Here is a 14327-nt window from a genome sequence, read left to right as displayed (position 1 = left end):
CCGCGATGCTAGACCAGGCGCAGCAGTTCTCCGATATCGCGGGCAGCGCGAAGCCGCTGCTATATGTGATGCCGCGTCTTCTGCCCGTGATGCTGATCGTCCCCGTATTCAACGAGGAGATCGTGACGGGCCTTGTGCGCAACGGCATTGCCGTCGTGATCGCGGCGTTCGTCGCACCCGTGATCGACCCCGCACAGATCGTCGATCTACCTTTTCTCGTCTGGTGTCTGATCGCCGCGAAAGAGGCGCTCGTCGGTGTGCTGCTCGCGGGTGCGATGAGCGCGGTGCTGTTCGCGATCCAGGGTGTCGGCTATCTGATCGACTTTCAGACGGGCAGCGGCAATGCGTCGTTCTTCGATCCGATGGGCGGGCATGAAGGCGGCCCCACGTCCGGCTTTCTCAACTTCGTCTCGATCGCGCTGTTCGTCACGGCGGGCGGCCTGCAGATGATCGTGCAGGTGTTCGCGCAGTCGTACGCGTGGTGGCCGGTCGGCGCGTTGCTGCCGAACCTGTCGCAGGTCCTGTCGACCTTCGTCGTGCAGCAGACGGATGCCATATTCGTCTGGATGGTGAAGCTCGCCGCCCCTGTCGTGATCGTGCTGGTGCTGGTCGAGGCGGGCATCGGTCTGGTCGGGCGCGCGGTGCCGCAGCTCAACGTGTTCACGTTCTCGCAACCGGTCAAAAGCGCGCTCGCGATGCTGATGATGGTGCTGTTCCTGCCTGTCGTGTATGCGTCGCTGCACGACATGCTGAATCCCGACGGCGGCATGGTGGCGCTGCTGCGCGCGTTGCTGCAGGGCACGCACTGAGCGTCGCGCGCGTATGGCAGAAAAGAGCCAGCAGCCCACCGCGAAACGTCTGCGCGAAGCGCGCGAGAAAGGCGAGGTCGCGAAGAGCGCGGAAACGATTTCGACGGCGATGTTCGTCGGCGTATGCATCGCGCTCGCCAGCGGTCTCGCGCAGATTTACGCGCGCGTGCAGGGCCTGTTCCGCCTCGTGTTCGACGCCGTCGGGGCAGCCGATCCCGGCGCGCGCATTGTGTCGCTGATCGGCGCGGCGTCGCACACGGTGATGCTGCCGACGCTCGGCTTCGTCGGCATCGGCCTGGCGGCCGGTCTGCTCGCGGGATTCGTGCAGGTGGGCGGCATCATGGCGTGGAGCCGGCTCGCGCCGTCGCTGTCGCGTATCAATCCCGCAGAAGGGTTGAAGAACATGTGGTCGCTGCGCAATCTCGTCAATCTCGCGAAGATGCTGGTGAAGACGGCGTTGCTCGTCGCGACGCTCGGCTGGCTGATCCGCACCTCGCTCGATCCGGCAGTGCAGGCGGGCTTCACGCAGCCGTTATCGATTCTCGCGCTGATCGTGCATCTGCTGCTGTTGCTGTTCGGTTGGGCTGCGCTCGTGTTCATCGTGATGGCGCTGATCGATATCGTGCATCAGCGGCATGAGTTCAACCAGAAGATGAAGATGTCGGTCGAGGAAGTGCGGCGCGAGCACAAGGAGACGGAAGGCGATCCGCACGTTCAGGGGCAGCGTAAGCAGATCGCGCTCGAAATGCGCATGGCGTCGCTGAACGACCGGATCGGTTATGCGTCGGCTGTCGTGTATTCGCCGCGTGTGGCCATTGCGCTGTTCTACGGCGGCCCCGGTACGCTGCCGTGGGTGCTCGCGCGCGGCGAGGGCGAAGTCGCCGAACGGATCGTGAAGCTCGCGCAGGCGAGCTTACGGCCGACGCTCGCGAATACCGGCCTCGCCGAATCGCTCTATGAAGCCACGCCCGAAAACGGCACGATCGGGCAGCATCACTTCGAGGAAGTGGCGCGGCTGCTGAAATGGGCGAAGGGCGCCGGTTGAACGGCGGCCTATGCTGCGACGCGAGGGTTCGCCTGGCGATCAGCCGATCACGATCGTATCGCCCGGATCGATCGAGCCCGGATGCTTCGCATACTGCGGGTTCAGTTGCAGGATTTCGTCGAACGCGAGTTGCACGAGATGATTGTGCGACATGTGGCGCTGATCGGCATCGGGCACGCGAGCGGCATCGAGCAAGGTACGGCGATGGTCGTCGGCGATCGACCAGAGCGAGTCGCCGTCCGCCGTCACGACGGTGGGCGGCGGGCTCGACGGTTTCGCCGTGGGTTGTGACGACGGCTGCGAACCGGGTTGCGAAGCCGGATTCGACGCCGACGGCTGCTGACCCGACGGCTGGGCAGACGGTTGAGAAGGCGCCGCGGAAGCCGTGATCGATGGTTGCGGCGTGTCTGACGGGCTCGGCTGCGGACTGTTCTGGTGGTTCTTGTTGGGCGTGTTCGGATCGTTCTTGTCGTTTTGTCCCGAACTGCCGCTGAAGAACAGACCCTGCGCGGTCGTCACGACGAACAGCCCGACGGGCAGGAGCGCGATCAGCGTCGGCAGCTTCTCCATGAAGGGCGACGAATTGGGGAACTGCGTATGAAGCCGCGCGCTGCCGAGCAGCAAACCCGATGCCGCCGACAGCGAGCCCGACACGACATCGCCCGACAGTATCTTCGTCGCGCCGCCGATCAGGCTGCCCGACGACGCCAGGTAGTCGCCCGACGCGCTCGCAAAGCGCGCAAAGCGGCTGCGGTTTTCGGCATTCAGATGCCGGATGCTGCCGAGAAACACGAGCGTCGTATAGGTGCCGCCCATCGTCGCGCCAGCCGTGGACAATGCGGTGGCGAGCGTCGGATGATCGATCATCGACGCCATGTTGAGCGTGATGGTCCCCGTATAACCGGCGATGCCGAGGCCGCGTCCCATCAGTCCGACCCAGTGCCGCGGATTGCCATGATGCAGCATCTTCAGTGACGAGCCGCCTACCACGCCCTGCATCTGTGCGAGCATGTCGGCGGCGATGCCCTTCGTGTGCGTGACGGCGTCGTCGAACGAGATCAGGCCCGCGTCGTTGAGCGCGCGCAGCTGGCCCGCTTTCGCCTTGCCTTCGCTCGCCAGCAGTTCGAGTTGTTGCGTGCGCACGTCCACATCGAAACGGTTCGCCTTCAGCTGGCTCTTCAAGCCGTTCGCGAGCCGGTCGACCATCTGGTCGAACACGCGCGGATCGCCGTTCTTCAGGCTCGCGACCGCGCCCTGGTGCATCGCCTGAAATACGCGGCCGACCCGCACGCCCGTATAGAGCGTGTTGGTCGCGTGCAGCGTGCCCTCGGCGCTGAACTGACGCAGCAGGCGGAACGCGCTGGCGGCGGCCACGCCCGTCGTCGTGCCCGCACCGCCGACCAGCAGCGACGTCTTCACGACGCTGCTTCTGTCGGCGTTGCCTTGCTGGACGCGCAGCGCGTTGAGTTCGGAGGCGGCGCGAAGCTGGCTCGTTTCCTCTTCGCTGAGCGGCTGCGCGCCGTCGGGCCCTTCGTGTTCACGGCTCGCGATGCCCAGTTGCGCCGACGCCTTGCGGTTCGCGCTGAGCGGCTTGGTGCCGTCGTTCTTGAGCACCGGGTCTGCGACCACGGAGCGCCAGTATGCAGTCGGAGCGGGATCGTTCGCGGTGGCGCGCGTCGCCGGCCGCGTCGTCGTCAACGCATCGCCCGTGTCTTCCATCCAGCGCTGTGCGAATGCGCGCGCGAGCCGTTCGGTCTTGCCGGCCGGCGCGTTGTCGCCTGTTTGCCATTGCGGCCGCGCATACTCGATCGTCGCCTTGCGCGCGCTGTCGAGGAACGCGGTCGTGTTGCCTTCGTACAGTTGATGACGCAACGCGTCGATCTCGGCCGGTTTCATTCCCTGCGATCCACCGATCCGCTCGATCTCCGCGAACAGCAATTGATGCTGGTCTGCGAGCGTCTGCCGGTCGACACGCTCGAACACGCGCGTGAGCGAGTCGGCGCCATGCAGACGCGCGAGCACATCGGGTGCGTTGCGATAGTCGACGATCATCTGTGCAAGGCGTGTCGTCAGGTCCTGGTTCGCGATGAAGTCGGCGCCGTGCGTGCCGTACGACAGCCCCATGTGCACCCATTCGAGCCCCTTGCGCGCGAGCACGGCTTCCAGCAGTCGCGCGTGGCCCGCACCCGGCACCGATTCCGGCACGGCGTCCCAGCCGTGGAAGGTGACCATCACGTTCGGCGCGGGCGCATCGGGGTTCGCGTTCGCCCACTTCTCCAGCGCACTGAACACGCGCACGTAGTCGTGGTAGTCGTCGTTGGTGCCGGCCTGGAAGCGGTTGTCCTTGCCGACGAGTGCACGCGCGGGCGCCGTTTCCAGGCGGATCGCGAAACCCGATTTCGACGCTTCGTCGAGCCAGCGTCCGAGGTAATCCAGATCGTCGAGTTGCAGCGCGTCGCCTTCCGAGTCCGGACCCGGCTCGATCACGCCTTTTGCGCCGTCGAAGCGCGCATGCTGCTGATCGCCGAGCGCGCGCACGCGTTCGAGAAATTCGGGGTCGTGCGGCTTGCCGAGCGCGGCCTTGAGCGAGTGCGGATCGACGACGAGCGACACCATCGGCATCACGCCGCCATAGCGTTCGATCTGCGCCGTCATCAGCGCGGGATCGTCGCGCAGCGAGAACGAGCGCGCCATCGGTGCGATACGGTCCTGAATCGCCGCATCGTGACGCACGAAGTAGCGGATCATTCGCCGGTCGGCGACCGTCGCCGCGCCGAATTTCCGTCCCAATGACTTGCGCGAAACCGGCAAGAAGCGCGGCGACGACGTCGAGACTTCGCGCGCAACCTTCAGATCGTTGCCGAGGCTCTTCCACATCACCGCGTCGGACATGATGGTCTGCCGTCCGCCAGTGAAAATCAGGCGCTGTCCTTTCGGACCGCCCATGCGCGCGTTGAACGCCTCGATGCGCTCGGACTCGGGAAAGTACTGGTCGAGCTTTGCCGCGCCGCTGCGCAGATTCGATTCGATGACCGTCGTCGATGCAAGCCCCGGCTGATACGGCTCGATCTTCATCGGCGAGCGCACGTGCGCCAGATTCGCGCCGCTCTTGCGACGGTTGCGCGTGCCGAGCGAGTTCTGCATCTCGTGGCGCAGATCGTCGGCCTCGCGGCGCACCGTTTCGTAGCTCGCCTTGATCTGTTCCGCGCGCTGCCTGAACGCGGCGTTCTGCTTGCCCGTTTCCGCCGTGGCGGCCCATTGCCGTCGGAGCGTTTGAGCGCGCGAGGTGAGGGCGGCGAGGCGCGTCGGTTTCGCGACAGCGAGAAATTCGCGCGGCGTCAGACGCGTCAGCAGAAAGTGCACGTTCGCGCCGAAGCGGTCGGTGCCGATCGGCATTTCGTCGAGACTCATGCCTTGATGATTGACGTTGTTCGCCTGCCTGACGTTGTCGAACCAGCGCAGTCCTTCGTCGCGCCACGCAATGATGCCGCGTGGCTTGCCGATCGCTTCGGCGAGCGTGTCCTTCGTGTCGAATACGTAGATCGTGTGGTTTCTGTCGATCGAATCTTGCTGGATCGCGCGCAGAAGATGCAGCGCATTGTGGCCGCTGAAGTCGACGGCATGCAGGTTCCGGCTATCGGTCGAGGGCAGCAGGTTCGGCTCGACGAGGGGATGGTCGGCGCTCGCGGTTTCGCGGCCGCGCACGTGCGCCCAGGTGCGCCGCGCGGCTTCGTCGGCGCGCGCGACCTGCAACTGCACCACGTCGCCCGATTTGCGGCGCGGCTTGGTTTCGGGCTGGTTTGCGCCTTCGCTCGTCGCCGGTACGGAAACTTCGTTTTTTTCAGCGGGCCTGAATCCGCCCACGCGATCGAGCGCCGACGGCGCCGTCTCGCTGACGACGAACGTCACGCCGCGCCGTCCCGCCCGGCCCAGGGGAATCCCGCGCGCACGGCGGCGGAACGCGGCGCTCAGATCCTGCGGGCCGATCTTCGTATCGCCGGCTTTCGCTTTCTCGTAATAGGTCCACGTGTGATCGAGATTGCGTTCGGCGTAGCCGAGCACCTTGCCCGTTTTTTCCTCGACCGCATAGATGCGCTGCTGCGCATCGGCGGCGTGCGCAGCGTGACTCGGGCGCCGGAATCGCAACGCCTCCGACAACTCCGTGATATCGCCGACGATGGCAGTGTCGACGGGCTTGCCGGACGGCGTCACGCGCCACGACGTCTTGCCCATCATCGTCTCGCTTTCGATCTTCGCCGGGCCGCCGAAACGCGCGAGGTCATCGGCGGCAACAGGCGACACATAGAAGTCGTACTTCCTGCGCGCGGCGATGCCGGCATCGCCCGTTCCTGTCAGCGCTTTCGTGAGCGCGCGCGGCACGGACTTGCCTTGTGTTGGTTCGATCGAACTGAGCACGCCGTGTTCGTCCGTCGTCAGCGACGCGATGAATGCCGGTTGCGCGTGTTCCTGATCGGCGCCGGGGTGTGCAGCGTGCTCGGTGATCAGCACGTGCGCGTTGCGGCCCAGACGGCGCACGAGTCCCGACAGCATCGGCACGTGCGCGCCGTCGATACGTTGCAGCGTGCGCAGATCGTGTTCGTCGAGCCAGTCGGCGGCGCGCTGCTCCCGCGCGACCGCAGCCGTCGCCGAGGTCGATGCAGGATCGGGAACGCGTGCGGCAGGCGTCGGCGGCGCGGGATCGGCCGCGCCCGCGACGGGCCACAACGGGCCGCGCCGCGTCATCGCGAGCGCGCGCATGCCGTTGCCGTTCACGGCGGCATAGCCTTCGGGCAAGCCGTTTTCGTCGATGGCAGCGAGACAGTATGACGTCGTGCCTGTCGCTTCATCGCGGGTCTGCACGACGTACATGTCGATGCCCGCAGGTTTGCTCAGGATGCCTTCGGGTGTGTCGAGATGCAGTTCCGCGGCGGGATCGTAGCCGAGCGATGACAGCGTGCGGACCTGCACGGCCGTCGTCTGCGCGACTGCGTCCAGGTTCGCCTGCATGCGCGCTTCGAAGCGCTCGCGCGGATCGGCGTCGGGTGCGATGGCCGATTCATCCGGCAGCGCGTCGGCGCTCACGTACACGTGTTTGACGGTGTGTTGCGCCGGCTCCTGGCTGGCGAATGCGTAGTCGAGATCGGACACGCTCGCGCTTGCCGGCTCACTTGCAGCAGATGCCGCCTCGTCGGGTAGTGGCACCGTGCCGCTGAAACGGAAGTAGCCGTCTTCAGGATCGAGCGCGCCGATATCGACGCCGTCGCCCAGTTCGATGCTCGCGTCGCCGAGCGTCACGAACTCCGCGCGCAGATTCGTGAGTCCGGCGTCGCGAAGGGCGTGTATCGTGTGTTCGAGCGCTTGCAACGGGTGCGGCTCGTCGAGCAGGCCGCTGGGGCGCGACAGCGTGATCTCGCCGCCAGGACGCGTGACGCGCGCGACGTCGCTCAACACGCCGGGACGCGACGTCAGCGCGTCGGCGAAAGGATGCTCCAGCGAGACAGAATCGAATGTGTCGTTGGCGAGCGGGGAGAAGTCGTATGCGGCGTTCGTCAGGCGTAGATCGCTGACTTGCGGCGTGGCGGGTTTCTCGGCGGGCGTCGGTGTCGGTTCTTCGGCAACCGCATGTCCCGCGGATGCCCGAGTGCCTCGCACATAAGCAGGCCGCGCGCGGAACGTCGTCATCAGCGTGCCCGTGCGCTCGACCTGCCCGGTGAAACGCGTTAGGCGCACCGACACGGTCCCGTTGGGATCGACTAGCAGGATATCGCCCGGCGCCCAGACGGTCGTCGGGCGGCCCGTCGCATCCGACAGGCGCTGTGCGAGCGCATCGGCGAAGGCGGCGTTCACCCTCGGTCCGCGATTCGCGCGCCTTGCCCGCAACGGATCGGCCTTGTCGGAGCCGGCGTAGCACGAATACAGCGTGACGTCCTGGCCGTCTTCGAGCAGCGGCGCGACGCGCGCAGCGACTTCATCGACGCCGATCGGCACGCCGTGTGGGCCGAGCATGTCGTCCGGCGAAATGCCGTGCCCGAAGATCACGTGATGCCCCGGCGGCGACATCAGGCCACGCGCGCCGATGGCATGCAGCGGATCGTCGGGCGGCATCAGCAACGTATCGGCGGGACGGAGAAACTCGGGATGATCCGTTGCGGCGAGTCCGGTCACGTCGTCGAAACCCGGTTGCATCAGTGCCGGGCGGTCGCCCGCGAGGGTCGTCACGATGCCGCTGCCGTCGGCCGTCACGTCGCGGCGCGTGTAGGCCTTGCTGCCAGTCGGATAGTGCGCCTGGGTCTTGCCGGACAGATAGTTGTCGTCGTTGCGGGCGGCCCATTCGTCGGCGGTGAAGATCGCGTCGGGTTCGAGTGGCTCGGGCGTGACCGGTTCGAGCGCGGAGGAATCCGCAGATTCGCTGCCTTGACCGAGCGCGCGCGGAGTCATGAACGAAGGCTCGTCCGGTGAACCATCGATGCCGCGCCGACCCGAATCCTCGTTCGGGTCGATCTCCCCGGCGATCGGGCGTGCGGCTTCCACGGGCTCGACGGGCGGCCGCAGCGTGGTCGCGTCGATGCCGTGCTCGCGTCGATACCTGGAAATCTCAGGCTCGAAGCCTTCTTCGGGCGCATCGGGCAAATGCAGATACAGCCGCGTGCCGACATCGGGATCGCTCCCGGGCACGCCGATCTCGGGCTCGAGCGGATGCAGCGTCAGCGCGCCCGTGCCGCGCGTGCTGTTGCTCGTGATGCTGGCGATCACGGGCGCCTGCAGGTGATACGCCAGATCGCGCGCCCACGGATAGCCGCCCGAGCCGAGATAGCAGCCCGTCACGAGCACGCCGTTACCGGGCGTGTAAGCGTCGTCTTCCATCAGCGCCTGAACGAAGCGTTCCGCCGTCAGCCTCGGGCCGTCGTGCATCACGGCGACGGTGTTGTCCTCGGCGACGTTGTCCGGCTTCGTGCCATGCGTTTCCGCGATATCGTAGCCGGACACTTTCAGGTATTGCCGCGCAACCTCGTGTCCGAGCAGATTGACGACGCGTGTGCCCGGCACGGGACGCAGTTCGAGCGCATTGAGTTTGATCGGCTGCGCGCCGCCCGGCGAAAACTTGCCTTGCGTATCGGGTTCGATCTCGAAGCGCGCGAGCCGCCGGTTCGGATTGGGATCGACGCGGCGCCAGCCGCTCGCGTCAGTCGTGCCGAGACGGCCGTAGACGGGCGTCTGGATCAGATCGGAGAAAGCCTGGATCAGCGCCGGGTCCGCGCCGCTGGCCGCACCGTCGAGCGCGACGGGCGTGCCCGGCGTGTAGCCGCGTTGCGTGAGTGATTCGAGCGCGAAGGTCAGGTCGAGGGCGCTCGCAGGCGCGCCCGTGCGCGGATTGACGATCGCGCCGCGCTTCGTGAGCACGCCCCACAGATACACGCTGAGCGGCGCGCGCGCGGAAGCCGTCGCGCCGCCATCGTCGCCCCAGCGATTGACGACAGGACGCGCCTGTTCACCGCGCCAGTCGATCGCGGCGGGATGCTGGTTGAGGAGGGGCAGCTCCGGGCTGAAGCGAAACATGCCCGGCGCGTCCGTCACCGATTCGTCGACGCGTCCCATCCGGTCGTACGCGCCCGGCTCGATCACCAGTCCGCTCGTGTAGCCCGTCGTCGCGCGGCCGTTCTCGTCGGCGTGCGCGCGCCATGCGACGAAACCGCTCGCACCGTACACGTCGACGCCCAGCACGCTCGCCAGCAGTTGCGCGAGCGGGTTGACGCGCGTTGCCGTGCCGCACGCATACAGGATGACGGGCGACTTGCCGTCCCAGCCTGCCGCCCGGATCATGTCGGCCATTTGCGGCGCGTCGAATGGATTGCCGTGGACATCCGAGAACGCATCGGTCCACGCGTGGCAATACACCGCGAAGTGGCCGGGCGGGACGGGCAGTTGCGGGCGCTCGCCGTTGGGCAACTGGTTCTCGTCGCGCAGCAGGTCGGGCGCATAGATCGCGAGGTCGGCTTCGCGCCGCGGGTAGGCGGCCCACTGCGTTTCCGCGCGTCCGAACAGCGGATTGACGGCGTCGATGCGCTGTCCGTTTTCGCTGCGAATCAGCGGCTTGCCGGGCTCGAATGCACGCGGATAACGGATGCGCAGATCGCCCTGAAACGCGGGGTCGAGCGACAGGTTGACGTTGGTCCCCGCCGCGTCGGGCACCAGCCTGCCGACGATCGCTTCAGGCGGCGCGGAGCCGTCCGGCGCGAGCGCGGTGCGGTCCACCATTGCGATGCCGTAGCGGCCGGCCAGCGTGCCTTCGCGGCCGAGCACAAGCGCATCGTGCAGCGACGTGTAGCGCGTCAGGTTCAGCGGCTCGCCGGTATCCGGATCGGCGTCGTGTGCGGCCAGCGCCTGCGGATCGCTGGCGAGCGCGGCGCGGCGTTCGTCGTTGCGCGACGCGTGCAGGTCGGCGACGAAATCGCCCTTGTCCGTGGCGGGCAAGCCGTGTTCATCGATGGCGCGCGCATGGCCTTCCTCGTCCTGCAGCGCGTAAATGTAGAACTCCACCTGATCGAGCCCGCTGCCGCTTTCGAATGCGGCGACGACGGTCTCTTCGAGCATCACGGGATCGGCCCGCACGTTCGCCGGAATCGACCACGACGCGGCTTGCGGGTCCGCGACGTTCGCAGGCTGTTTCGCGGCGGCGGGATCGGCGGCGGATGGGTCGACGACGTGCGGTGTGCCCGCATCACCTTCGGCATCGGGCGCAAGACGTACGAGCAGGGCGTCGCCATCGGCGGCGTCGGTGCCTAGCGCTTTGCCGTTCTGCACGCGGCGCGCCGCGGCGGCCTTGGCGTCGAGTCCCTTGTCGGCTTCGAATGCGTCGATGCCGTCGAGGTGCTCGTTGCCATCCAGATTCACCGTATTGCTGTTGCGGCCGCGCGGGTCGCCGAAGTCGCCGTTGAGGCGCCGCTGGTTTTCGATTGCCGCCGTGCCGAGGCGCGATGTGTTCATCACGTCGGCGTCGTCGAACGTGATGTTCGTAACGGGGCGCGGCGCGTCCGGCACGTTGAAGAGCGTGCGGATCGGGCGGTCCATGAGGGTCTTCGAGCCCGCGCCCATCTGCGCGATGCCGAGGCCGAACGTGAACAGCTGGTCGATGCGGTCGGAGTCGGACATCGCGTCCCAGTTCTTCAGCAGCGACGTGCCCTGTTCCAGTGAAAGATCGGCGCCCGACAGGCCGCCCACTACGTTGAAGATCGACGCCGCGCGGCTCGTGACGGCGGCCGTGCCTTCGAACGCGTTCGCGGTTTCGGCGAACCGGCCGCTGTTGCCGACGAGCGCCGCATCGCCGGACGTGCGGCTGACGGTGCTGAGTGCGCCCGAGGCTTCATCGACGGAACGGAGCAGCGCGGCCGATTCCATCAGTGACTTGCTGGCCATGCCGAGCCCGCCGCCGAACACACCCGCGCCGCTGCCGATCAGGCTGATCCAGTCCGAGCGTGCCTGTGCGTTACCGAAACCGAGAGATTGACCGTGATCGTTCAGATTGACGAGATCCTGCACGGCAACACCTGTACCGACCGCCATGCCCGCGCCGACGGCCGTCCACGCGGCGCCCAGCAGCAGCCCGCCTTCGACGGCGCCCACGCCGCTCGCCACGAGCACCACGCCGCCCACCGCCGCGAGTATGCCCGTGCCGATCTCCAGCACGTGCTCGACGTGCTGCCAGCCCGACGTGATGTGCGCGGCGACGGAATCGTATTGCGCCGGACCCGACGACGCCGCGCCGAGCGTCAGATTCTTCGGCACATACAGCGTTGCGCTGTCGGACAGGCCGTTGTTGTGCTGGTAGTCGTCGAGCTTGTCGTATGACCAGCCGCGGTCGTCGATGTACTTGAACTCGCCCGGCCTGCCGTTCACCTGCACCTTGAAGAGGGCGCTCGGACTCGCGCCTGAATCCTTCGACACGTAGTACGTCGGCACCAGCGTCACCACGGCATGATCGCCGCCGACCTTGCGAATCTGGTCGGTGACGGTATTGATCATCTTCGTCGCATTGCCGTTGCTCGCGAAAAGCGACTTGCCCTGGTTGAACGCGACGTTATTGACAATCAGCTGTTCGAGCATGCCCATCGACGGATTGTCCTGATTGTCAGTGGGGATGACGGACGGGTCGTCGGGCTGCATGCCGAGCCCCACGCCGACGAAGTTCGTCAACTGGCTCGAGCCGGCGTCGAAGGTGTGCGGCTGGTTGTCGAAGTGCTGCTGGAAGTCGTCGAAGTAGGGTTGCAGGACCTTCGACGGATCGGTCTGGAAGATCTTGTAGCTCGCGTCGGCGTTCGCGCTGTCGACCTTGCTCTGGGCTTTCTCCATGCCCTGGCTCAGCATCAGCTGGAAGTCGTTTGCGAAGCCGCTTTTGAAGCGGTCGTCGCCCTGCATCTGCTTGAGCAGCGCCTGCGACAGCGCGGGGCCGTAGCCGCCGCTCACGGTGTCGCGCACACTGTCGAATCCATACGACGTGCTGTCGCCGCGCAGCGTGTAGATCATCGACTTCGCGTTGCCGTCTTCGTTCATCAGCCAGCTCGCGACGTCGTTCTCGCGCGCGACGGGCACGCCCGTATCGGTCGGCTGCAGGTCGGCGAGCGAAACGGCCTGGCTCAAGCCTTTGTAGAAATCGGTGCCACGCTCGATGGCAGGCGTGCCCGTGTTCGACTGCATCCACTTGTCGCTGAAATCGTGCTTGACGGTATCGATCACGACGCCGGCGAATTCGGGCGGCACGTCGTTCATGTCGAGCGTCGCTTGCATCCACTTGCCGACCTTGTCGGCGTTCATCGTGCTGTCGTTGCGCGCACGTACGCTGTCGGGATCGTTCGCGGTCGTGTCGGGCTTCACCATCAGCGGGTCGATCTGGCTTTCGACGTACTTCTGGTTGAAGTGGGGCAGGCCGGCTTCGTTCCACATCTGCTCGCGGTCGCTGATCGAGAACGTCGCGTTCATGTTCGTGTTGAGAACCTTGAGCGCGGCGCTCGCGTTGTGGCCGGGGTCCTGCATCAGCAGATCGACCTGTTGCTTCGTGTATTGCAGACGCACGTCGGGTGCGGCCGCCATCAGCATCTGCATCTTCTGCACGCCGGCGGACTTCGGGTCGGCGTGCGCGCATGCGTACTGGAAGAGGCCAAGCTGATCGAGTTGCTTCTTTTCCGTGGGCGTCATTTTCGCCGGATCGACGTTGACACCCGTCATCCGCACGAAGGCGAGTGCAAGCGGGTTTTGCTGCGCGAGTTCCTTTTCTTTCGGCGACAGGCCGGGCGCGTTCGGATCGATCGTCTGACCGGTTTCCTGCAAGAGCGCGAACGTCACGGGATCGTTCTGCGCGAGCTGCTTCATCTGCGGCGACAGCGACGGGTCGTCGGGATTCACGAGCGAGATGTCACGCTTGAGCGCGCTTTGCTGGCCCAGCATATCGACGACGCTGCCGTACCACGCGTCCGGATGCTGGTTCTTGACCGTCGCGACGGCCTGCTTCTGCTCGTCGGCGGTGACGTAGTCGAGCGCGCTGTCGTCGCCTGCCGTCACCTTGTCGTATTGCGTTTGTGCCTGCGACAGTTCCTGTGCCGCGTCGGCTTCATCGGCGCGGCGTGCGCCGGAAGGTTCCTTCTGCCACGCTGCATAATCTGCGTTTGCATCGTGCAGGCGCAGCGTCGCGGCCTCGACGCTGTATTCGTGGCGCAGCGCCTTTTCTAGCGCGTCGTAGGCATTGTTCGCGCCGGTGTCGGCGGTGCTCTTGTCCTGCCGGATGCTGTAGGCGTATTCCTCGCCGTCGGCCTGCTGTTGCGCAGGCGTCTCGGCGTTGTACGCGTTGACCTTGTCGGTCGCGTCCTGATCGGTCTGCGCGGCGAGCGCGAACTGAAAGGCCTTTTCGTTCGTCGTGCGCTGCACGGCCGTTTCGGGCGTCACCGTGTTTTGCGAATCGGTGACGACTTCGTCGAGGATCGGATCGTCCTTGTCGAGCGCGCGAACGTCGGCTGCAGCCGACGAAATCGCCTTCTTTGCGTCGCCGCCGCCATCGGCGGAAACGCGCATCTGGTTTTCGGCTGCCGCCTGCACTGCCCCCCACGCCTGACCGGCTTTCTTGATCTGTGCGTCGATATCGGCCTGTTTCGCGCCCTGGTTGCGCAGGCGCTGCAGCGTCGCCATTTCCTGCTGCGCGATTTTCAGCAGGCGAGCCGTTTCCGCCTTCGCGGCGGCGAGCGCCTGCTGTTGCGCGGTGGGCGCGGCATTGCTGCCATTTGCGCCTGTGTTCGCGGGCTTGGGCTTGTCGGGATTCGATGGAGGCGGCACGTAGGTGGAACCGCCGCCGTCAACGGCCATCAGGGACATGTCGTATCTCCAACGCTTGCGGCAGGGCGCGCGCGGGCCTTACGCGGGCTCCGGGAGCGCAGCAATAAGGGATTCTCGCGTCCGATGCGGGCGCACGGACTCCGGCATCCCGTAGT

Annotated in this window: 3 protein-coding genes; 2 read left to right on the top strand and 1 reads right to left on the bottom strand. The window is 66.3% G+C overall.

Annotated elements, in window-relative coordinates; translation table 11 throughout:
- The first annotated feature begins 5 nt into the window (after nucleotides 1-5).
- Both sctT and G3N95_RS11720 read left to right on the top strand, forming a co-directional pair.
- Nucleotides 6-809 (top strand): type III secretion system export apparatus subunit SctT, encoded by an 804-nt coding sequence (gene sctT / locus G3N95_RS11725; RefSeq protein ID WP_205970154.1) that lies wholly within the window; start codon nucleotides 6-8, stop codon nucleotides 807-809.
- Nucleotides 810-822: 13 nt separating this feature from the next.
- Nucleotides 823-1854 (top strand): EscU/YscU/HrcU family type III secretion system export apparatus switch protein, encoded by a 1032-nt coding sequence (locus G3N95_RS11720; RefSeq protein ID WP_205970153.1) that lies wholly within the window; start codon nucleotides 823-825, stop codon nucleotides 1852-1854.
- Between the two features lie 39 nt (nucleotides 1855-1893).
- Here the strand turns inward: G3N95_RS11720 and G3N95_RS11715 are convergent, their stop codons facing one another.
- Nucleotides 1894-14211: an LWXIA domain-containing protein gene (locus tag G3N95_RS11715; protein ID WP_205970152.1), complete on the bottom strand. Its 12318-nt coding sequence runs from the start codon at nucleotides 14209-14211 to the stop codon at nucleotides 1894-1896.
- Between the last annotated feature and the right edge of the window lie 116 nt (nucleotides 14212-14327).

Origin of the sequence: Paraburkholderia sp. Tr-20389 (assembly GCF_017104565.1) — a bacterium.
Lineage (GTDB): Bacteria > Pseudomonadota > Gammaproteobacteria > Burkholderiales > Burkholderiaceae > Paraburkholderia.
Note: the sequence above shows the minus strand (reverse complement) of the source record. Positions and strands in the feature narration are given on the sequence as shown.

Bases quoted from the DNA above. Each gene is read 5' to 3' on its own strand.
- G3N95_RS11715 (WP_205970152.1), bottom strand. From the start codon at position 14,211: ATGTCCCTGATGGCCGTTGACGGCGGCGGTTCCACCTACGTGCCGCCT.
- G3N95_RS11720 (WP_205970153.1), top strand. From the start codon at position 823: ATGGCAGAAAAGAGCCAGCAGCCCACCGCGAAACGTCTGCGCGAAGCG.
- sctT (WP_205970154.1), top strand. From the start codon at position 6: ATGCTAGACCAGGCGCAGCAGTTCTCCGATATCGCGGGCAGCGCGAAG.